This window comes from Micromonospora sp. NPDC051924 (genome assembly GCF_055586005.1).
The window spans coordinates 45792-66567 of sequence record NZ_JBVJJA010000028.1 but is presented as its reverse complement, the minus strand read 5'-3'; the positions used below and the strand labels follow the sequence as shown (position 1 = coordinate 66567).

18 protein-coding genes are annotated in these 20776 nt (G+C 74.9%); 11 read left to right on the top strand and 7 right to left on the bottom strand.

Features of this window, described 5'->3' with window-relative positions:
• Positions 1-47: 47 nt before the first annotated feature.
• From ACZ6S5_RS21995 to glmM, 4 genes are all read left to right on the top strand, one after another.
• Entirely contained in the window at positions 48-1418 is a 1371-nt protein-coding gene (locus ACZ6S5_RS21995; RefSeq protein WP_466003188.1) for an MFS transporter, read from the top strand.
• A 192-nt stretch (positions 1419-1610) separates the two neighbouring features.
• Positions 1611-2054, top strand: a complete 444-nt coding sequence (gene rplM, locus ACZ6S5_RS21990; protein ID WP_091198201.1) for a 50S ribosomal protein L13 — start codon at positions 1611-1613, stop codon at positions 2052-2054.
• A 20-nt stretch (positions 2055-2074) separates the two neighbouring features.
• A complete protein-coding gene (gene rpsI / locus ACZ6S5_RS21985; protein ID WP_030501567.1) occupies positions 2075-2539 on the top strand; it encodes a 30S ribosomal protein S9 in 465 nt (154 codons plus the stop codon).
• A gap of 118 nt (positions 2540-2657) precedes the next feature.
• Positions 2658-4013 carry a phosphoglucosamine mutase gene (gene glmM / locus ACZ6S5_RS21980; RefSeq protein ID WP_466003186.1) on the top strand — a complete coding sequence of 452 codons (1356 nt, stop codon included), beginning with the start codon at positions 2658-2660 and terminating at the stop codon, positions 4011-4013.
• 15 nt (positions 4014-4028) lie between these two features.
• On the opposite strand, the gene ACZ6S5_RS21975 is transcribed toward glmM, so the two are convergent.
• Together ACZ6S5_RS21975 and ACZ6S5_RS21970 are read right to left on the bottom strand one after the other, a co-directional pair.
• A complete protein-coding gene (locus ACZ6S5_RS21975; RefSeq protein ID WP_466003184.1) occupies positions 4029-4775 on the bottom strand; it encodes an ABC transporter ATP-binding protein in 747 nt (248 codons plus the stop codon).
• Between the two features lie 2 nt (positions 4776-4777).
• Complete coding sequence (locus ACZ6S5_RS21970) at positions 4778-7585, bottom strand: FtsX-like permease family protein (protein WP_466003182.1); 2808 nt, start codon at positions 7583-7585, stop codon at positions 4778-4780.
• 99 nt (positions 7586-7684) lie between these two features.
• Between ACZ6S5_RS21970 and ACZ6S5_RS21965 the strand changes: the two genes are divergently transcribed.
• Entirely contained in the window at positions 7685-8287 is a 603-nt protein-coding gene (locus ACZ6S5_RS21965) for a PadR family transcriptional regulator (protein WP_466003180.1), read from the top strand.
• Positions 8288-8339: 52 nt separating this feature from the next.
• Here ACZ6S5_RS21965 and ACZ6S5_RS21960 read toward each other — a convergent pair whose 3' ends face one another.
• From ACZ6S5_RS21960 to ACZ6S5_RS21950, 3 genes are all read right to left on the bottom strand, one after another.
• The gene (locus ACZ6S5_RS21960) at positions 8340-9455 is read right to left on the bottom strand and encodes a threonine aldolase family protein (protein ID WP_466003179.1); all 1116 of its coding nucleotides are present in this window, start codon (positions 9453-9455) and stop codon (positions 8340-8342) included.
• Complete coding sequence (locus ACZ6S5_RS21955) at positions 9452-10639, bottom strand: pyridoxal phosphate-dependent aminotransferase (RefSeq protein ID WP_466003177.1); 1188 nt, start codon at positions 10637-10639, stop codon at positions 9452-9454. Before ACZ6S5_RS21955 ends, ACZ6S5_RS21960 begins: the two co-directional genes overlap by 4 nt.
• Positions 10640-10700: 61 nt before the next feature.
• Positions 10701-11357, bottom strand: a complete 657-nt coding sequence (locus ACZ6S5_RS21950) for an MmpS family transport accessory protein (protein WP_466003175.1) — start codon at positions 11355-11357, stop codon at positions 10701-10703.
• 558 nt (positions 11358-11915) lie between these two features.
• Here ACZ6S5_RS21950 and glmS point away from each other — a divergent pair.
• On the top strand, positions 11916-13829 hold the full coding sequence (gene glmS / locus ACZ6S5_RS21945) for a glutamine--fructose-6-phosphate transaminase (isomerizing) (RefSeq protein WP_466003174.1): 1914 nt from the start codon (positions 11916-11918) through the stop codon (positions 13827-13829).
• Positions 13830-13954: 125 nt separating this feature from the next.
• On the opposite strand, the gene ACZ6S5_RS21940 is transcribed toward glmS, so the two are convergent.
• Both ACZ6S5_RS21940 and ACZ6S5_RS21935 read right to left on the bottom strand, forming a co-directional pair.
• Positions 13955-15547 (bottom strand): alpha/beta hydrolase, encoded by a 1593-nt coding sequence (locus ACZ6S5_RS21940; RefSeq protein WP_466003172.1) that lies wholly within the window; start codon positions 15545-15547, stop codon positions 13955-13957.
• A complete protein-coding gene (locus ACZ6S5_RS21935; RefSeq protein WP_466003170.1) occupies positions 15544-15840 on the bottom strand; it encodes a hypothetical protein in 297 nt (98 codons plus the stop codon). Before ACZ6S5_RS21935 ends, ACZ6S5_RS21940 begins: the two co-directional genes overlap by 4 nt.
• Positions 15841-16063: 223 nt before the next feature.
• Here ACZ6S5_RS21935 and ACZ6S5_RS21930 point away from each other — a divergent pair, with 223 nt between their 5' ends.
• From ACZ6S5_RS21930 to tsaE, 5 genes are all read left to right on the top strand, one after another.
• Complete coding sequence (locus ACZ6S5_RS21930) at positions 16064-16432, top strand: holo-ACP synthase (protein WP_466003168.1); 369 nt, start codon at positions 16064-16066, stop codon at positions 16430-16432.
• 55 nt (positions 16433-16487) lie between these two features.
• Positions 16488-17957: an NAD(P)H-hydrate dehydratase gene (locus ACZ6S5_RS21925; RefSeq protein WP_466003166.1), complete on the top strand. Its 1470-nt coding sequence runs from the start codon at positions 16488-16490 to the stop codon at positions 17955-17957.
• A gap of 86 nt (positions 17958-18043) precedes the next feature.
• Complete coding sequence (gene alr, locus ACZ6S5_RS21920) at positions 18044-19162, top strand: alanine racemase (RefSeq protein WP_466003164.1); 1119 nt, start codon at positions 18044-18046, stop codon at positions 19160-19162.
• Positions 19159-20244: an alpha/beta fold hydrolase gene (locus ACZ6S5_RS21915; protein ID WP_466003162.1), complete on the top strand. Its 1086-nt coding sequence runs from the start codon at positions 19159-19161 to the stop codon at positions 20242-20244. The genes alr and ACZ6S5_RS21915 overlap by 4 nt, the downstream gene beginning before the upstream one ends.
• Positions 20241-20723 (top strand): tRNA (adenosine(37)-N6)-threonylcarbamoyltransferase complex ATPase subunit type 1 TsaE, encoded by a 483-nt coding sequence (gene tsaE / locus ACZ6S5_RS21910; RefSeq protein ID WP_466003160.1) that lies wholly within the window; start codon positions 20241-20243, stop codon positions 20721-20723. The genes ACZ6S5_RS21915 and tsaE overlap by 4 nt, the downstream gene beginning before the upstream one ends.
• Positions 20724-20776: the final 53 nt, after the last annotated feature.

Sequence of the window (20776 nt, the reverse complement as noted above, 5' to 3'; positions counted from 1 at the left end):
GCCCCTTCCTAGCGTCCCCCTCGTCGCCAACGAGGAGGAGTCGCCCCGTGAGCACGCTCGCTTCCACCCCGACCCGGGCACCGGCCGCCGCCGGCCGCCGGCCGATCACCGACTGGCGCCCCGAGGACCCCGAGTTCTGGGCCGCGACCGGGGCCCCGGTCGCGCGCCGCAACCTGTACGTCTCGATCTTCGCCGAGCACGTCGGCTTCTCCGTGTGGAGCCTCTGGTCGGTGATGGTGCTCTTCCTCGGCCCGGAGTACGGCATCGACCCGGCCGAAAAGTTCCTGCTCACCGCCGTGCCGGCCGCGCTGGGGGCAGTGCTGCGGCTGCCGTACACGCTGGCGGTGGCCCGGTTCGGTGGCCGGAACTGGACGGTGGTCAGCGCGCTGCTGCTGCTGGTGCCGGCCGTCCCCATGGCGCTGCTGATCGAGCCCGGGGTGTCGTACGCCACGCTGATGGTGCTGGCCTGCCTGACCGGGGTTGGCGGGGGCAACTTCGCCTCCTCGATGGCGAACATCAACCTGTTCTTCCCGGACCGGCTCAAGGGCCGGGCGCTGGGCCTGAACGCGGGCGGCGGCAACCTCGGCGTGCCGGCGGTGCAGTTGGTCGGGCTGGCGGTGCTGGCCACCGCCGGGGCCGCGTACCCCCGGCTGGTGCCCGCGGTCTACCTGCCGCTGATCGTGCTCGCGGCGCTCGCGGCGGCGCGCTGGCTGGACAACGTCCCGGGCGCGCGCAACGAGCCGGGCGCGCTGCGCGCGGCGGCCCGCGACCCGCACACCTGGGTGATGTCCCTGCTCTACGTCGGCACCTTCGGCTCGTTCATCGGCTTCGGCTTCGCCTTCGGCCAGGTGCTCCAGCTCCAGTTTCACGACCGGTTCCCGACCCCGGTCGACGCCGCCTGGCTGACCTTCCTCGGGCCGCTGATCGGCTCGCTGATCCGGCCGCTCGGGGGGCAGCTCGCCGACCGGCTCGGCGGCGCCCGGGTGACCTTCTGGAACTTCGTCGCGATGGCCGCCGGCGCCGGGCTGGTGCTGTACGCCGCCCGGGACCGCTCGTTCCCGCTCTACCTGGCCGGGTTCCTGGCGCTCTTCGTCTTCTCCGGGATCGGCAACGGGTCGACCTACAAGATGATCCCGGCGATCTTCCGGGCCCGGGCGGCGACCGAGGCGGCGCTGACCGGCGACCGGGCGGCGGCCGAGCGGCGGGCCCGCCGGCTCTCCGGGGCGCTGATCGGCATCGCCGGGGCGGTCGGCGCCTCGGGTGGGGTGCTGGTGAACGTGGCCTTCCGGCAGTCGTTCCTCGCCGCCGGCAACGCGGACGCGGCCTACCTGGCCTTCATCGGCTGGTACGCGCTCTGCTTCGCGGTGACCTGGGTGGTGTACCTGCGTCCGGGCCGGCGTAAGCTGTCCGGCGTGTGACCTGCGCCATGCGCGAAAGCGCAGGCCATGCGGGGTGACACCCCGTTTTGACCTGCCGCCGGGCGGCCGGGTATCGTTGCCTGCTGTTGTACGACATTCAGAGGCGTGCCGCATCAGGTACGCTTGGTCGTTCGTGCGCGCCTGGTCACCTCGGCGCGCGACCCCAGACCGACGACGAGACAAGGTAGACCTGTGCGTACGTACAGCCCGAAGCCGGGTGAGATCGAGCGTCAGTGGCACGTCATCGACGCCTCTGATGTCGTGCTGGGCCGCCTGGCGACCCACGCCGCCACGCTGCTGCGTGGCAAGCACAAGCCGACTTTCGCGCCGCACGTCGACACGGGCGACTTCGTCGTCATCGTGAACGCGGGCAAGGTCGCGCTGACCGGCAACAAGCGCCAGCAGAAGATCGCCTACCGCCACTCCGGCTACCCGGGTGGTCTGAAGCAGGTCGGCTACGACGAGCTGCTGACCAAGCGGCCCGAGCGGGCCATCGAGCTGGCTGTGAAGGGCATGCTCCCGCACAACAAGCTGGGCCGTCAGATTCTCAAGAAGCTGAAGGTCTACGCCGGTGCCGAGCACCCGCACGGCGCGCAGCAGCCGGTGCCGTTCGAGATCAAGCAGATCGCGCAGTGAGCGCGGGCGAAGGAATCAGCATGACCGACATCACCGCCACCGAGGTTGCCCCTGAGGCCACCGAGGCGCCGGCGCCCGTCGCCCGCGCGCCTCGTGGCGACCGCCCGATCCAGACCGTGGGTCGGCGCAAGGAGGCCATCGTCCGGGTCCGCATCGTCCCGGGCAGCGGCAAGATCACCTGCAACGGCCGCGACCTCGAGGCCTACTTCCCGAGCAAGGTGCACCAGCAGCTGATCAAGGACCCGCTGGTCACCGCCGAGAAGGCCGAGGCCTTCGACGTGATCGCCAACCTGCGTGGCGGCGGCACCACCGGCCAGGCCGGCGCGCTGCGTCTCGCCATCGCCCGGGCGCTGATCGTCAGCGAGCCGGACGACCGCCCGGCCCTGAAGAAGGCCGGCTTCCTGACCCGTGACGCGCGGGTCAAGGAGAGCAAGAAGTACGGCCTCAAGAAGGCCCGTAAGGCTCCTCAGTACTCGAAGCGCTGATCACCACCAGCGCCTTGTACTTCTGACGGACGGCCGGGTCCGCCTCCCCCTCGCGGGAGGTGGCCCGGCCGTTCCGCTTTACTCCTTCTTCACGGCAGTTCATCGGAGGGTGGCGGGTATGGGCCGGTTGTTCGGCACGGACGGCGTACGCGGGCGGGCGAACGCGGATCTGACTCCGGAGTTGGCGCTCGCGGTGGCGGTCGCCGCCGCCCACACGCTGGCCGAGACGGACAAGAGCCATCCGCCGCTCGCCGTGGTCGGCCGGGACACCCGGGCCAGCGGCGAGATGCTGGAGGCCGCCGTGGTGGCCGGGCTCACCAGTGCCGGCGCCAACGTGGTGCGGGTCGGCGTGCTGCCCACCCCGGCGGTGGCGTTCCTCACCGCCGAGGCCAAGGCCGACCTGGGCGTGATGCTCTCCGCCTCGCACAACCCCATGCCGGACAACGGCATCAAGCTCTTCGCCGCCGGCGGGCACAAGCTGCCGGACGAGATCGAGATGCGCATCGAGGCGGCCGTCGAGGCGAACGCCACCACCGCCTGGGAGCGGCCGACCGGTGCCGGCGTTGGCCGGGTGCACGACCTGCTCGACGGCGCCGACCACTACGTCCAGCACCTGGTGGGCACCGTGCCGCACCGGCTGGACGGGATCAAGGTCGTGGTCGACTGCGCCAACGGGGCGGCCGCCGAGGTCGCGCCGGTGGCGTACCAGGAGGCGGGTGCCGAGGTCGTCGCGATCCACGCGGAGCCGGACGGCCTCAACATCAACGACGAGTGCGGCTCGAACCACATCGAGGCGCTGCGTGCCGCCGTGGTGGAGCACGGCGCACACCTGGGCATCGCCCACGACGGCGACGCCGACCGCTGCGTCGCGGTGACCGCCGACGGCGACGAGGTCGACGGCGACCAGGTGATGGCGATCCTGGCCCTGGCCATGCGGGACTCCGGCGAGCTGACCCAGGACACCCTGGTCGCCACCGTGATGAGCAACCTCGGCCTCCGCCTGGCGATGTCCGCGCAGGGCATTCGGCTGGTCGAGACCAAGGTCGGCGACCGGTACGTACTGGAGGAGCTGCGCGCCTCCGGCCTCGCCCTCGGCGGCGAGCAGAGCGGGCACATCGTCATGCCCGCGTACGCCACCACCGGCGACGGGGTGCTGACCGCGCTGCACCTGATGTCCCGGATGGCCGCCACCGGCAAGTCCCTGGCCGAGCTGGCCGCCGTGGTCACCAAGCTGCCCCAGGTGCTTATCAACGTTCCGGTCGGCGACCGGACCGTGGGCTCCGCCGCGCCGGCCGTCCGGGCCGAGGTGGAGCGGGCCGAGGCCGAGCTGGGCGAGACCGGCCGGGTGCTGCTCCGCCCGTCCGGCACCGAGCCCCTGGTCCGGGTCATGGTCGAGGCGGCCACCGAGTCGGCTGCCCGCTCCGTCGCGGAGCGCATCGCCGAGCAGGTCCGCACGGCCAGCCCGGTCGCCTGACCCGCCCGTACCGGCCTACAGCCGCAGCCGGCTGACCCGCTCGTACGTGTCGGCCGGGTCCTCTCCGCCGGTGAGGTCCACGTCCTCGACGACCTGCCCGTCGCCGAGCCGGACCAGGCGGTCGCAGCGGGCGGCGATGGCTCGCTCGTGGGTGGCCAGCAGGATCGTCATGCCGCGCCGGTCGCGCAGGTCCAGCAGCAGGTCGAGGATCTGCGCGCCGGTGGTCGAGTCGAGGTTGCCGGTCGGCTCGTCGGCCAGCAGCAGGCGGGGCGCGCCCATCAGCGCCCGGGCGATCGCCACCCGTTGCTGCTGGCCGCCGGAGAGCTGGGCGGGCAGCGCGCGTTCCCGGCCGGCGAGGCCCACCGCGTCCAGCAGCTCCCGGGCGCGGGTCGCGTGGTCGGCGCGGCCCCGGCGGGGCAGCACCGGCGCGATCACGTTGTCCAGCACGGTCAGCGCCGGCAGCAGGTGGTAGCGCTGGAACACGAAGCCGACCCGCTGGCGGTACCGGGCCAGGGCGGTCCGCCGCAGCGCGGTGACCTCCACGTCGTCCACCGTCACCGTGCCCCGGTCGGCCTGCTCGATCGCGCCGACCAGATGCAGCAGGGTGGACTTGCCGGAGCCGCTCGGCCCGGTCAGCGCCACCACCGACCCCGCCGCGATCTCCAGCGACACGTCGTCGACGGCGGTGAGCCGCTCGGTACCGCTGCGGAACTGCCGGACCAGTCCGGCGATGCGCACCGTGCTGCCCGTCGTCGCGTCCATGGTCACTCCTCTGCCAGTAGTCGTGCGGTGGGAAGGCGGCGCAGCAGCGCGGCCGGGACGAGCGCCGCCAGGCAGGTGACCAGCACCCCGGCCAGCGCCACGGTGGCGGCCACCGACACCAGCGCCGCCGGCACTTCGCCGACCAGCCAGGCCGCCCCGCCGAGTCCGAGGCCGGCGCCGGCGAGCGCGCCGAGCGCACCCAGCAGGAACCCCTCGTAACCCACCAGGCGGCCCAGCGCGGCGTCGGTCCAGCCGGTCGCCCGCAAGGTGGCCAGCTCGGCGGCCCGGTCCCGGATGTTCAGGTAGAGCACGTCGGCGACCGCGGCCGCCCCGAGCAGCACGGTGGCGAGCGCCGCGAGGGCGTCCGCGCCGCGCACGCTGAGCGACACGGTGTCGCCGAGCAGGCTGCCCACGATCGCGCCGCGGAAGGCGTACGCGGCGGCGGCGACCAGGGTCAGCGCGGCCACGCCGATGGCCAACGCGCTCGCGCCGAGCAGGGTGCGGCCGGGGGTGCGGACCAGGTTCACCAGGGCCAGGCCGGGCAGGGTGCGCGGTCGGCGTACCCAACGGGCGGTGGCCACCGGCGGGCGCAGCGCGGCGGCCGGGTGGGCGCGCGCGGCCCGCAGCGCGGGCGCTAGGCCCGCGACCAGCGCCAGCAGCAGAGCGATCGGCACGGCGAGCAGCGCCTGCGGCCAGTCGACGCCGATGTCCAGGGCCGCGCCGAGCGGGAACGCCAGGCCGACGGAGAGCAGCCCGGCGGCGAGCCCCAGCGCGGCGACCTCGCCGAGGATCAGCGCCCCGATCCGGCGGGCCGGCCAGCCGAGGCAGGCGAGCACCGCCAGCTCGGGCCGGCGGTCCCGGACCGCGGCGGAAACCGCGTTGCCGAGGAAGAGCACGCAGACCACCAGCACCAGCACGAAGAGCGCGGCGCTCTTACGGTCGACGGCCTTCGTGATGGTGGAGGCCACGCCCAGCGCGGACCAGTTCTCGCTCAACCGCAGCGCGGGGCGGCCGAACGCGCCGGCCGGCAGCTCCACCGTCTGCGGCGCGGGCGAGGAGCCGAGGGTGATGTCGACGTCGAGGCCGGTGGACTGGGCGATCCGCTCGGCGATCAGCCGGACCCGCTCGGCGGAGCGCTCGCTGTATCCGTGCACGTCGGCGGCCCGGACCCGGATCGCGCTGATCGGGGCGGTGCGCTGCGGGCTGGTGCCACCCTTCAGCAACCCGGGCACGCTGGCCAGGCTGGTCAGCAGCAACGGCGGGGCGGAGAGGTAGCCGGCCGGGTTACCGCTCGGCTCCAGCGGCCGGCCGCCCAGCGCGGCCCGGCTGCGGTCGTCGGCGCCCCGGGCCACCGGCGGCTCGTACGTCTCCAGCGGCACCTTGCCCAGGTCGCTGAAACCGGTCAGCTTCTCCGGGTCGAAGAGGCCCACCGAGCGCCACTGTCGGGCCTCGGAGTCGCTGGTGGACGTGCCGAGCGCGGCCAGCGGGCGGAACGCGGTGTCCTCGACCAGCCACGGCTTGGGCAGGAAGCCGGCCGTCCGTTCGTCGCCGTACGCGGCGGGGTCGGGGGTGGCTGTGCGGGGGCGGAGGACCCCGTCGGGCAGCTGGTCGTATGTGGTCCGGCCGGGCTGGATCACCCGTTGTGCCTGCCCCCAGCAGCACTCCTGCGGGTTCGTGAGCTGGGACCGGTACGCGGTGACCGAGTCCAGTTCCGTGCCGCCGGCCGGTGTGCCGGGGGAACCCCGCAGTGCGCCGGCCAGCTCGTCGGGCAGAAGATCCGAGATGCTGCGGGAGAGGGCGATCCGGGTGTAGCTGGCGCGGATGGCGCCGTCCAGGTACGGCCGGCTACTGGCCAGCACGGGCAGGGTGGAGGAGGAGAACCCCCCGTTCCGCCGGACGCTCACGGTGTCGTCGGAGGACAGCGTGCGCCCTTGGACGACGGCGTCGGAGAGGCCCACCAGCCGTTGTTCCGCCGCCGGCTCGACGGCGGCGAGCAGGAACGGAACGGTGAGGCTCAACCGCAGCACCAGGCGGGGGGTCGACCGGGAGGCCGGGGCACCGGGGAACGCCGCCTGCCGGCTCTGGAAGCTGCCGTCCGGCAGCAGCCGGATGCCCTCGACGGACCACTCCTCCCGCTCATTCAGCAGGCCCATTCCTGGGCTGAGGGTCCAGAGCGGGTCGCAGATCGGCGCGCTCCGGCCGCCGGGCAGCACCTCACGCGGCACGGGGCCGCAGAGTTCCGAGTCGTATTTCCGGCCGTCGTCGTACGGGATGGCGTCGCTGCTGAACGCGTCGCCGACGCGTGGCCAGAGCATCGGGTGCCTGGTGACGTAGACGTAGACCGGGTGGGCGGGGGCGTGCGTGAGGCCGCGCTCGGCGAGGAACTCGCGGTCGACCCGGATGACCTGCCGGTCCAGCGACCGGTCCACCGCGTCGGTCAGGTCGAGCGGCATGTCGATCCGGGTGGTCGAGTAGCCGAGCATCGCGATCGGGGCCGCGACGTCCACCCCGTCGACGGCCTTCACCTGCTCGTACTGGGCGGTGGTGATGCCGCCGTAGAGGCCGGAGAGGTAGTTGGGCCGGACCAGCCCGCGCGCGGCCTCCAGCGGCGTCCGCGTCCCCTTCGGACGGACCAGGATGTCGTACGCGGCGCGGGTGTTCCGCTCGACCGTGCCGGTGACGGCCAGCCGGGAGGTGGTGGTGGCGCCGGTCAGGACGACGAAGCCGGTGGTTGCCACCAGTACGCCGGCCAGCAGCGCCACCGACCGTCCCGCACGGCCACGAAGCTGCCCCCAGATGAAATGGAACATGTCGCGCCTCCCCGTGTGCTGACCCACACTGTGCGCGATACATTGTCACAATGCAAGGCCCCTCCCGGGCACCTGTCCGGAACCGGATCGGAGGAGACAGTGGCGATCCAGCACGCGGTCCTGGCTCTGCTCGCCCGCGGAGCCAGCTACGGCTACGAGCTGAAGGGCGCCTTCGAGGCGGCGGTCGGCCCGCAGTGGGGCCCACTCAACATCGGGCACCTCTACCAGATCCTCGACCGGCTCTCCCGGGACGGACTGGTGGTCGCCGAGCGGCAGGCCCAGCCGGTCAAACCCGACCGGGTGGTCTACGAGATCACCCCGGCCGGCCGGACCGAGCTGGAGCGCTGGCTCGCCGAACCCAGCCCGCGCAGCGGCGGGTTCCGGGACGACTTCTTCCTGAAGGTCACCGCCGCGGCCCGGTCGGGTGAGGCGGCCACCGTCCGCACCGTCCTCGCCAACCAGCGCGCCCACCTCATGCGCGAGCTGCGCAACCTCGACGGGCTGCGGCGCCGCGCCGACGACCCCGTGGTCCGGCTGCTGCTCTCCGCCGCCAGCCGGCACGTCGAGGCGGACCTGGCCTTCGTCGACGACGCCGAGTCGGCGCTGCTCACCGACGGAGGAGCGGTGCTCGCCGGTCTCACCGCCGCCCGCCCGGCAGCCGAGCCGGGCGGGGAGGCCGGGCCGGCGCGCGCCGCCGGCTGAACCGACCGCGGCGACCGCCGCCGTCCGGGTGCGGCCTCGGCGAGTAGGTGGCTCAGGTCAGGGTGGACGCCACCCGCCGCAGGAAGCGGTCGGCCAGGTCGACCACCCGGTCCGCGTCCAGCTCCAGCGCCGGCGCGGCCACCGTCACCTCGGCCAGCGCGGTCCCGGGCACCTCGCTGTCCCGCCAGCCGCCGACGAACCACGCCTTCTCCTCCTCGGCGAGGGCGAGGTTGGCCTCGTTCAGCGCCGCCGCGGGATGCGGCAGAAAGAGCCGGAACTGGTGGGTGTGCGGCGGCTCCGGGTGGACCCGCGCGCCGGGCAGGGTGGCCAGGGCGGCGGCCACCACCTTCGCGTGCGCCACGTAGCCGGGCAGCCGGGGCAGCTCGCGGGCCAGGCCGGCGAGCGCGGCGAGGGCGGCCGGCCACTGCTGGAAGAGGTTGCCGCCGTGCCGGTGCCGCCAGGCGCCGGCGTACCGGACCAGCTCCGCGTCCCCGGCCAGCGCTGCCCCCGAGTGGCCCTTGAGGGACTTGTAGAACGAGACGTACGTGCTGTCGGCCAGGGCCGCCACCTCGGCCGGCGAGTGCCCCAGGTGGACGGCGGACTCCCACAGCCGGGCCCCGTCCAGGTGCACCCGGGCGCCCCGCGCCCGGGCCGCCGCCACCACCGCGGTCAGCTCGTCCCAGGTGGGCAGCACGAACCCGGCGTCCCGCAGCGGCAGCTCCAACATCAGCGTGCCGATCGGCTCGTCGAGCGCGGCCACCTCCTCGGCGGTCGGGTTGCGCGGCGCGTCCGTGGTCCGCACCGTCCGGAGGCCGCCGAGCACCAGGTGCGCGTCCCGCTCGTGCAGCACCGGATGGCTGAGCGGGTGCAGGCCGACCCCGTCCCGGCCGGTCAGCTCGGCGCCGTACCGCATGGCGATCTGCTGGGCCATGGTGCCGGTGGGGAAGAAGGCGGCCGCCTCGGTGCCGAGCAGTTCGGCGACCTGGCCCTCCAGCTCCTCGACCGGCCCGCCCTCGCCGTAGAAGTCGGGCACCGGGTCGTCGGTGGCGGTCTCCCCGATCACCGCGAGCTGCTCCCGCATTGACGGCGGCCGCATGCCGGAGAGGATCGTGTCGCAGCCGCGCTGGGCCGTGAACCGGCGTACCAGCTTCGCGCGCTCGTCGGTCACCCGTCCTCCTTCAACCGGCGTAGCCGGGTCACCGCCTCGGTGAGCACCTCGGGCCGCTTGCAGAAGGCGAACCGGACCAGGCGTCGCCCCGCCTCGGTGTCGTCGTAGAAGACCTGGGTCGGCACCGCCACGACGCCGCAGCGCTCCGGCAGCGATCGGCAGAACTCCACCCCGTCCCGGCCGCCGAGCTTACCGACGTCGGCCGTGACGAAGTACGTGCCCTCCGGCGCGAGCACCTCGAACCCGGCGTCGGCCAGGCCGGCGACGAGCTGGTCCCGGCGCCGCTGCAGGCCCGCGGCGAACTCGGCGAAGTACGCGTCCGGCAGTCCGAGCGCCACCGCGACGGCCGGTTGCAGCGGGCCGGCGTTGACGAAGGTGAGGAACTGCTTCACCCGGAGCACCGCGCCGACCAGCGGGGCCGGCCCGCTCACCCAGCCGACCTTCCAGCCGGTGCAGGAGAAGGTCTTGCCGGCCGAGGAGATGCGCAGGGTCCGCTCCCGCATGGCCGGCAGGGTCGCCAGCGGCACGTGCGGCGCGGCGGCGTCGGTGAAGACCAGGTGCTCGTACACCTCGTCGGTGACCGCGTACGCGTCGTGCTCCCGGCACAGCTCGGCCACCACGGCCAGCTCGTCCGGGGTGAACACCTTGCCGGTCGGATTGTGCGGCGAATTGAGCAGCACCAGCCGGGTCCGGGGCCCGAACGCGGCGCGCAGCTCCGCCGGGTCGAAGGCGTACCGGCCGTCGGCGGCGGGACGCAGCGTCACCGGACGGCGGACCGCGCCGGCCAGGGCGATCGAGGCCGCGTACGAGTCGTAGTACGGCTCGAAGCAGACCACCTCGTCGCCCGGCTCGCAGAGCGCGAGGATGCTGGCGGCGATCGCCTCGGTGGCGCCGGCCGTCACCACGATCTCGCCGTCCGGGTCGTACTCCAGTCCCCAGAACCGCTGCTGGTGGGCCGCCACGGCCGCGCGCAGCGCCGGGATGCCCGGACCCGGCGGGTACTGGTTGTGGCCGGTACGCAGCGCCTCGGCGGCGGCCGCGAGCATCTCCGGCGGGCCGTCGGTGTCCGGGAAGCCCTGCCCGAGGTTGACCGCGCCGGTGCGCACGGCGAGCGCGGACATCTCGGCGAAGACGGTGGTGCCGAACGCCCGCATCCGGGCCACCAGCGGATCGGTCGTCGTCACGCGCGCCAGCCTACGGGCCGCCGCCGCCCTGGCAAGCCCGCCGTCCGCCGGCCCGCCGGTCCTACCAACCGAAGCAGGTCGCGCCGTAGTCGCCGGTGTCCTGGGAGACGAGCGTGCCGTCGATGGTGAGCCGGCAGCTCACGGTGTCGCTCTCCGCCGACTCGCCGGGCTGGACGAGCACCTGGATCCGCTCCGGGTCGTCGGCGGTGAACGCCAGCCGCCACGGCGACCGGACCTCCTCGTACTCGAGGAAGTCGCCGTTGGCGTCGTAGAACTGGATGTCCACCGGGCCGGCGCCGGTCACCTCGTAGACGACCGAGAGCCGGCCGGGCCCGGCGGACGGGGTGACGGCGGGGCTCCGGGTGGGTGCCGCTGTGCCCAGTCCGTCGTCCGGGCCGCCCAGGTCGTCCATCTCCGTCGGGTACGGCCCGTCGTCGGGATCCGCCGCCTCGTCCTCGGTCAGGCTGCCGAGTACGCCCAGGCCGAGACAGCCGCAGACGGCGAGCACCACCGCGACGACGACGGCGACGACGGCGGTGACGATCCGGCCGCCACCCGTCCCGGCTGGCGCGCCGCCCGGATACGGGTACGGGGGCGGGTGGCCGGGCGGCGGCCAGTTCGCCGGGGCGTGCCCGGCGTACCCCGGCCCGGGGTGGACCGGCGGCGACCCGATTGGCGCCCCGATCGGGGCGACACCGGCCGGTCCGGCCGGTGGCACGGCGGCCCGGGGCGTCGCCGCCGGCCCCTTCGGCGGGTTCCCCGGCCCGGGTCGGCCTGCCGGCCCCGGCGTGCCGGTCGGGTCGGATGGGCCAGCGGGCGGGGGCGTGCCGGGCCGGTCCGTGGGGAAAGAGGAAGCGGTCGGGGTCGGGTGCCCGGCGGGGAAAGGGGAGACGGGATGAACCGGCGGCGTCCCGATCACGGGTGACGCCCACGGTGCCGGTGCGGCCCAGGGCTGCGGCGCGGCCAGCGGGTCCGGAGGGGTCCAGGGCGCGAGCGGCTCCGGGGGCGTCCAGGGGGCCGGCTCCGGTACGGCGGGCGGCGCGGTCGGATCGGTCGGGCCGCCGGCCTGCGGCTCGGGGGGTGGGGTCGCCTCGGACATCGGCTCAACTCGCAGGGGACGGCGGAAACGGGTGGGGTGTCCGGAATCGGGAGGCGGGGCCCTCAATGTACGGGACGAGGGCCAGTCCCGATGGCTGACCTGTTCGCTCAAATTCAGTGATCGTTTACCCGTCTTTCGAGCACGCGCGATGAGCGAAACTGGGTTAGGCTGCGGACCATGTGTGGAATCGTGGGATACGCCGGCGCGCGCCCGGCGCTCGGCATCGTGCTCGACGGACTGCGGCGGCTGGAGTATCGCGGCTATGACTCGGCCGGCGTGGCGATCGCCTGCGAGGACGAGCTGCTGACCGAGAAGAAGGCCGGCAAGCTGGCCAACCTGGAGAAGGTCCTCGCCGAGCGGGCCGCCAGCGACCCCGACTCCTGCGCCGCCAGCCCGATCGGCATCGGGGACGGCACCACCGGCATCGGCCACACCCGGTGGGCCACCCACGGCGGTCCGACCGACCGCAACGCCCACCCGCACCTGTCGCCCGACGGCCGGGTCGCCGTGATCCACAACGGCATCATCGAGAACTTCGCCAAGCTCCGTGCCGAGCTGGAGGCCGACGGCGTCGAGTTCGCCAGCGACACCGACACCGAGTGCGCCGCCCACCTGATCGCCCGAGCCCTCGCGGACCTGCGCTCGGCCGGCGAGGTGGACGGCCCGCAGCTGCTCTCCTCCGCCATGCGGCTGGTCTGCGAGCGGCTGGAAGGCGCCTTCACGCTGCTCGCTGTCGACGCCGGTATCCCCGGCGCGGTGGTCGGCGCCCGGCGCAACTCGCCCCTGGTCGTCGGCCGCGGCGACGGGGAGAACTACCTGGCCAGCGACGTGGCCGCGTTCATCGAGCACACCCGGGACGCGGTGGAGCTGGGCCAGGACCAGATCGTCCTGATCACCCCGGACAGCATCGAGATCACCGACTTCGCCGGCCAGCCCGCCGCCGGCAAGGACTTCCACATCGATTGGGACTCGTCGGCCGCCGAGAAGGGTGGCTACGACTGGTTCATGCTCAAGGAGATCGAGGAGCAGCCCCAGGCCATCGCCGACACGCTGCTCGGCCGGCTCACCGAGACCGGCGAGATCGCCCTCGACGAGGTCCGCCTCAGCGAGCAGGACCTGCGCGACGTCGACAAGATCTTCATCGTCGCCTGCGGCACCGCGTACCACGCCGGCCTGGTCGCCAAGTACGCCATCGAGCACTGGACCCGGATCCCCTGCGAGGTGGAGCTGGCCAGCGAGTTCCGCTACCGCGACCCGGTCCTGGACCGGTCCACGCTGATCGTGGTGATCTCCCAGTCCGGCGAGACCATGGACACCCTGATGGCCCTGCGCCACGCCAAGGAGCAGAAGGCCCGGGTGCTGGCCATCTGCAACACCAACGGCTCCACCATCCCGCGCGAGTCCGACGCCGTCCTCTACACCCACGGCGGCCCGGAGATCGCGGTCGCCTCCACCAAGGCGTTCCTCACCCAGCTCGTCGCCTGCTATCTGGTCGGCCTGCACCTCGCCCAGGTGCGCGGCATCAAGTTCGCCGACGAGGTGAGCGCGGTGGTCGAGCAGCTCCAGCAGACGCCGGACAAGCTGCGCCAGCTGCTCGACCGGATCGAGCCGGTCCGCGAGCTGGCCCGCGAGCTGAAGTCCGAGCCGACCGTGCTCTTCATCGGCCGGCACGTCGGCTACCCGGTGGCGCTGGAGGGCGCGCTCAAGCTCAAGGAGCTGGCGTACATGCACGCCGAGGGCTTCGCCGCCGGGGAACTGAAGCACGGCCCGATCGCGCTGATCGACAAGGGCACCCCGGTGATCTGCATCGTCCCGTCGCCGGTGGGCCGGGGCATGCTGCACGACAAGGTCGTCTCCAACATCCAGGAGGTGCGGGCCCGGGGCGCCCGCACCATCGTGATCGCCGAGGAGGGCGACGAGGCGGTCGTCCGCTACGCCGACCACCTCATCTACGTGCCGCGGACGCCGACGCTGCTGGCTCCGCTGGTGACCACGGTCCCGCTCCAGGTGCTGGCCGCCGAGATCGCCGCCGCCCGCGGCCACGACGTCGACCAGCCGCGCAACCTGGCCAAGTCGGTCACCGTCGAGTAGTCGCCCCGACCGAGGCCCCTCCGCCCCACGACGGAGGGGCCTCGTCGTGTCCGGCACCCGGGCCGGGTGCGCCGAGACCGCCCGGGTCGGCCCGGGCGGGTGAGCAGGGCTCAGCATCGGTGGTCTCACCGGCCCAGCACGATCCGGGCCATGCCGTCGAGCGCCGGGTTGCCGGCCTCCCAGTAGCCGGCATGGCCGTACCGGCCGCTGGGGAAGCGCCGGCCGCCGAAGCCCGGGTCGGCCGGGTCGTGGCCGAACCACAGCTCGTGGCCGTCGAGCGCGCCGGCGAACGGGCCGAACGGCGTGCCGACCAGCACCGCGCGGCGGGCCAGCTCGTCGGGTGGCCGGGCCAGCCGGATCACGTCGTCCGGCGCCGTCGCGGCCCAGACCTGCCCGGCGGGCATCCGCAGCTCGCCCGCGTGGTCGACGCCCACGCCGGGGGAGCCGACGAAGACCAGCGCGTCCGCGCTCAGCCCGTGGTCGCGGGCGGCGCTGCCGACCACCAGCGAGCCGTAGCTGTGGCCCAGCACGGTCTGCCGGGCCGGCGGCCCCTCGTGCGAGGCGCGCAACCCCTCCTGGAACCGGTGCAGCGCCGGCCCGGCCGCCTCCGCCGGCCCGGGTCGGGCGGCCTCGGGCAGCGCGTCCGGGGCGTCGTAGTCCAGCCAGAGCACCGCCGCCGTCTCGGCGGTCGGGGCGAGCGTCGCGCACCGGTCCAGCACCCGGGCGGCCCGCCCCAGCTCGCCGGGGGCGTCCGCGAGGTCCGCCGTCATGCCCGGCACGTACGTGAGCACCGCGCCGGCCCGGTCCGGGTTGCCCAGCGCCACCACCGCCCGCCCGTCCCCGGCCGGATCGAGCCCGAGCAGGTACGCCCGGGGCGCTTCCGGCGCGGCCAGTCGCTCGCCGAGCGCGTCGAGGCCGCGCAGCGCCGCCTCCGCCCGGGCGAGCCGGGCCAGCCGGGCCAGCTCGAGGGGCCCCGCCGGCAGCGGACGCAGCAGGCCCCGGCGGCGGTCGGCCAGCTCCGCCCGCCAGCCGGCCAGCAGCAGCCGGTTGGCCTGGTCCCGGGCCGCCACCGGCACCCCGTCGAGGCGGCCCACCCGCCCCGGGTCGTGGCGGACCAGCCAGCGCCGCTCCGCCGGGGTGAGCCCGGCCCACCAGCGGCTCACCTCCGCCGGCCCGGCACCGGGCGCGGGCCGCCCGGCGGGCGGGACGCCCACCCAGCCGACGGCCGCCGCCGTGGCCAGCTCGGCCAACCGGCCGGCCGCCTCCCGGTCCGCCGCGCCGGCCAGCGCCAGCGCCCCGCGTAGCTCGGCGGCCGCCTGGGCGACGGCGGGTCCGACCCGCGCCGCCGGACGGGGGCGGGCCGGGTCGGGGCGGACCGCGCCCGTCCGGTCCACCAGCAGTCCGCCCGCCTCCACGTGCGCCACGGCGGCGGCGAGCCGGGCCTTCGCCACCCGCAGCCGGGCGGCGAACTCGGCCAGCGTCTGGTCGACCTCCAGCACCGCGGGCAGCACGTCGGTGAGCGCCTCCCGCAGCACCCCGAGCCGCCCCTGCGCGCCCGCCGCCGCCCCGCCGGACCAACCGGAACGCAGCGCGGCGGCCCGGTCGGCCAAGCCGTCGACCCGCTGCCGGACCGGGCCGGTGAGCGTCGCCCAGGCCGCCCCGACGCCGGCCCAGGCGCCCGGATCGGCCCGCCAGAGCTGCGCGTACCCGACGGTCACCGGGGGATCCCGGCCAGCCGCCCGGCGGCCCGCTCGTCCACCGCCCGGTAGCCGTCGGCGGCGGCGTGGACCGCCTCGGCCGTCGCCGCCACCCGGGCCGCCAGGGAACCACACCAGCGCTGCACCGCCGCCTCCAGCCCGGCCAGCTCCGCGCCGGCCCGCCAGCCGTCGGCCGGCACCACCAGCCCCGGCGCGGCGGCCAGCCCGTGCGCCAGCCGGTACGCGTCGTCGCCCAACTCCCGGGCGACCCCGCGCAACAGCTCCGGCTCGACGGTGAACGGCTCCTCGGCCATCGGTGCCTCCCCGCTGGACGGGCCGCCGGCGGGGATCGCCGGCGGCGGACGCGCCCGACCCGTGACGGGGATTCGGGCAACGGGGACGCTAGGCGGCCGGGCGGCATCGACACCGGCCCTGTGGACAACCGGCGGCACCCGTACGCCGGAGTTGTCCACAGGCCTTGTGCACGGCCCCCGCGGTGGCCGATGGTGGGCCGCGACCGCCGGTAGGGTGAGGTTCGTGATCGTGGCAGTCGGCATCGACGTCGTGCTGGTGGACCGGTTCGCCCGGGCACTGGCGCGGACGCCGCTGCTCGCCGACCGCCTGTTCACCGAGGCCGAGCGGCACACCCGCGCCGGCCATCCGCGGCCGCCCGAGTCGATGGCCGCCCGCTTCGCCGCGAAGGAGGCGGTGGCCAAGGCGCTCGGCGCGCCGGCCGGGCTGAGCTGGCACGACTGCGAGATCGTGCCGGATCCGGCCGGCCGGCCCTGGCTGGCCGTCTCCGGCACGGTGGCCGCCGCCGCGGCCGAATGCGGGATCAACCGCTGGCACCTGTCGCTGTCGCACGACGGCGGGATCGCGTCGGCGATGGTGGTCGCGGAAGGGTGAGCCGACCCGGCGGGCCGGCCGGCCCGCGAGGGCAGCACGCACGGGACGGAGTGGCATGAGACCGGTGTGGCGGGTCGCGGACGTACGCGCGGCGGAGGCGGGCCTGATGGCCACCCTGCCGCCCGGGGCGCTGATGCAGCGGGCCGCCGCCGGCCTGGCCCGCCGCTGCGCGCTGCTCCTCACCGACCGGGGCGGGGCCTACGGTGCCCGGGTGCTGCTGCTGGTCGGCTCCGGCGACAACGGCGGCGACACCCTCTACGCGGGCGCGCACCTGGCCCGCCGGGGCGCGGCGGTCGCCGCCCTGCTGCTCACCCCGGGCCGGGCGCACGCCGAGGGACTGGCCGCGCTGCGGGCCGCCGGCGGGCGTCTGGTCGACCGGCCCCCGGCCGTGGTGGACCTGGTCCTCGACGGGATCGTCGGGATCGGTGGCACCGGTGGCCTGCGGGAGACCGCCGACCAGCTCGCGGCGAGCCTGGCGGAGCGCATCGGGCGGGACGGGACCCGGGCCACGGTGGTCGCGGTGGACGTGCCCAGCGGCGTCGCGGTGGACACCGGGCACGTCCCGGTCACCGCCTCCGGGCGGCCCTGCGCGGTCCGCGCCGACGTCACGGTCGCGTTCGGCGCGTTGAAGCCGGCTCTGGTGGTGGGCCCGGCCGCCGCGCTGGCCGGGCACGTGGAGCTGGTCGACATCGGGCTGGAGCCGTGGCTGCGCGGCAGCCCGGCGTTGCGGGTGGTCGAGTGGTCCGACGTGGTCGGCTGGTGGCCGACGCTCGGCCCGTCCTCGGAGAAATACTCCCGGGGCGTGGTCGGGGTGGCCACCGGCTCGGCCATCTACCCGGGTGCGGCGGTGCTCTCCGTGAGCGGCGCGCTGGCCGGCCCCACCGGCATGGTCCGGTACGCGGGCGGCGCCCGGGAGGAGGTGCTGCACCAGCACCCGTCGGTGATCGCCACCGGCCGGGTCGCCGACGCCGGCCGGGTGCAGGCCTGGGTCTGCGGCTCCGGGCTGGGCACCGGCGAGGAGTCGGCTGCCGAGCTGCGCGCGGTGCTCGCCGCGCCGGTGCCGGTGGTGCTCGACGCCGACGCGCTGACCCTGCTGGTCGACGGCAAGATGGGGGACCGCCTGCGCGACCGGGACGCCCCGATCGTGGTGACCCCGCACGACCGGGAGTACGCCCGGCTCTGCGGGGAGACCCCGGGGGCGGACCGGGTGGCGGCGGCGCTGCGGCTGGCCGCCTGGATGAACGCGGTGGTGCTGCTGAAGGGCGACCGCACCATCATCGGCACCCCGGCCGGCCGGGCGTACGTCAACCCGACCGGCACCCCGGTGCTGGCCACCGGGGGCACCGGCGACGTGCTGGCCGGGCTGCTCGGCTCGCTGCTCGCCGCCGGGCTGGCCCCCGAACGCGCGGCCGCCGCAGCCGCGTACCTGCACGGGCTGGCCGGCCGGGAGGCGGCGCGTGGCGGCCCGGTGACCGCCCCCGACGTGGCGACCGCGCTCCGGCCGGTGCTGGCCCGGCTGGGCTGACCGCGACGGCGGCCGGCGGGCGCGGGCCGGGGACCGGCCGAGCGGCTCACGACCACGGTGATCACCGCCGGAAGTAGGCTGGGGGCATGTGGCAGTCGGAGGTGCGCGTCGACCTGGACGCGATCCGGGAGAACGTGGCCCGGCTCAAGTCGGGCACCAGCGCCGAGCTGATGGCGGTGGTCAAGGGCGACGGGTACGGCCACGGCATGATCCCGGCCGCCCGGGCCGCGCTCGACGCCGGCGCGGACTGGCTCGGGGTGTGCACCCTCGACGAGGCCCTCCTGCTGCGCCAGGAGGGGATCACCGCCCCGGTGCTGGCCTGGCTGCTCGACCCGGGCCTGCCACTGCACGACGGGGTCGCCGTCGGGGTCGACCTGGGCTGCGCCAGCCTCACCCAGCTCGACGAGATGATCGAGGCGGGCCGCCGCGCGGACCGTCCGGCCCGGCTGCACCTGAAGATCGACACCGGGCTGTCGCGCGGCGGGGCTACGGTCGCGGACTGGCCCGCCCTCCTGGAGGCCGCCGCGAAGGCCCAGGCCGACGGCCTGGTCGAGGTGGTCGGGGTGTGGAGCCACTTCGTGTACGCGGACTCGCCTGGGCACCCCACCACGGACCGCCAGCTCGCGGTGTTCCACGAGGGGCTGGAGATGGTGGAGCGGGCCGGGCTGCGCCCGCGCTACCGGCACCTGGCCAACTCGGCCGCCACGCTGACCCGCCCGGACACCCACTTCGACCTGGTCCGTCCCGGTCTGGCGATCTACGGCCTGTCGCCGATCGCCGGCGAGCAGTTCGGGCTGCGCCCCGCGATGACCGCCCGGGCCCGGGTGATGCTCACCAAGCGGGTGCCGGCCGGCACCGGCGTCTCGTACGGCCACACCTACCTCACCGAGCGCGAGAGCAACCTGGCCGTGGTCCCGCTCGGCTACGCCGACGGGGTGCCCCGGCACGCCTCGAACACCGGCCCGGTGCAGCTCGGCGGCAAGCGGCGGACGATCTCCGGTCGGGTCTGCATGGACCAGTTCGTGCTCGACTGCGGCGATGACGAGGTGGCCGCCGGGGACGTGGCGACCCTCTTCGGCAGCGGCACGGACGGCGAGCCCACCGCCGACGACTGGGCCGAGGCGGTCGGCACCATCAACTACGAGATCGTCACCCGCTTCGGCGGGGTCCGAGTGCCCCGCGTCTACGACGGTGAGCGACCGTGAGTTTCCGCGTCCCCCGGCCGCGGACCGCGGCCGGCAAGGTGGCCGGGGTGGTCGGCGCCGCCGTCGGCGTCGCCGCCGCCGGGCTCGCGGCGGGCGTGGTGAGCGAGCGGGTCCTGGTCCGCCGGCTCAAGGGCGACCCCACCGATCCGTACGCCCACGAGGACTTCGGCCAGCAGCGGTACGACGAGGCGCGCACGCTGGAGATGCCGGACGGCACCGACATCCACGTGGAGGTGGTCGAGCCGACCCGCCCGGTCGCCGGGCACCCGACGGTGGTGTTGGTGCACGGCTTCTGTCTGGACATGGGGACGTTCCACTTCCAGCGCGAGATGCTCGCGGCTCGCGGCGACTACCGGATCGTCGCGTACGACCAGCCCGGGCACGGCCGCTCCGGGAGGCTGGAGACCGGCGAGTACGACCTCGCCACGCTGGGCCGGACCCTGCGCCGGGTGCTCGACGAGGTGGCCCCCGAGGGGCCGCTGGTGCTGGTCGGGCACTCGATGGGCGGCATGACGATCATGGCGTTGGCCGAGCTCTATCCGGAGCTGTTCGGTGACCGGGTGGTCGGCACGGTGCTGATGGCCACCTCGGGCGGCCTGCTCGCCGAGACCAAGCTGGTGGCCCCCGCGCTGCTCGGCCGGGTCGGCGCGCCGGTGCTCTACATGATGAGCAACGCCACCCGGTACGGCGGCACGGTGATCGACAAGGCCCGCAAGTCGACCTCCAACGTCGCCTGGCTGCTCACCCGCAGGTACGGCTTCGGCACCTCGAAGCCCAGCCCGGCCCTGGTGTCGTACGTCGAGACGATGAACTCGCGGACCTCGGCCGACACGGTCACCCGCTACCTGCGCACCCTGGCCACCCACTCCCGGTTCCCGGCACTGGCCGCACTGGCCGGCACGCCGGTGCTGGTGGTGGTGGGGGACAAGGACATGATCACCCCGGTGACCCATTCCGAGGAGATCGTCCGCCGGCTGCCGCACGCGGAGTTCATCAAGATCCATGACAGCGGGCACGTGGTGATGTTGGAGCACGCCGACGAGGTCAACGCGGCGCTCGAACACTTCCTGGAGTCGTTGTGACCGTCGTGGTGGAGCTGAAGACGGTCGACGACACCCACGAGTTCGGCCGCCGGCTGGCCGGGGTGCTGCGCGCCGGCGACCTGCTGCTGCTCAGTGGCCCGCTGGGCGCCGGGAAGACCGCGCTCACCCAGGGCATCGGCGCCGGCCTGGGGGTACGCGGCGACATCACCTCACCGACCTTCGTGATCGCCCGGGTGCACCGGCCCGACCCGGCGCGGGGCGGCCGGGTGACCCTGGTGCACGCGGACGCGTACCGGTTGGGGGAGTCGGCGGACCCGCGCGCCGAGATCGACGACCTCGACCTGGACGCCTCGGTGGACGAGGCGGTGACCGTGGTCGAATGGGGCGAGGGGATGGTGGAGCAGTTGGTCGACGCCCACCTGCGGGTGCGGATCGACCGGCAGGAGGACGACACCCGGGTGGTCACGCTGCAGCCGGTCGGTGGCGACTGGGCGGCCCGGCTGGCCACCCTGGACTGACGGTTGTCGTACCTTTTTCCTACAGTGCCGGGGACCGATCAGACCGGCGGAAG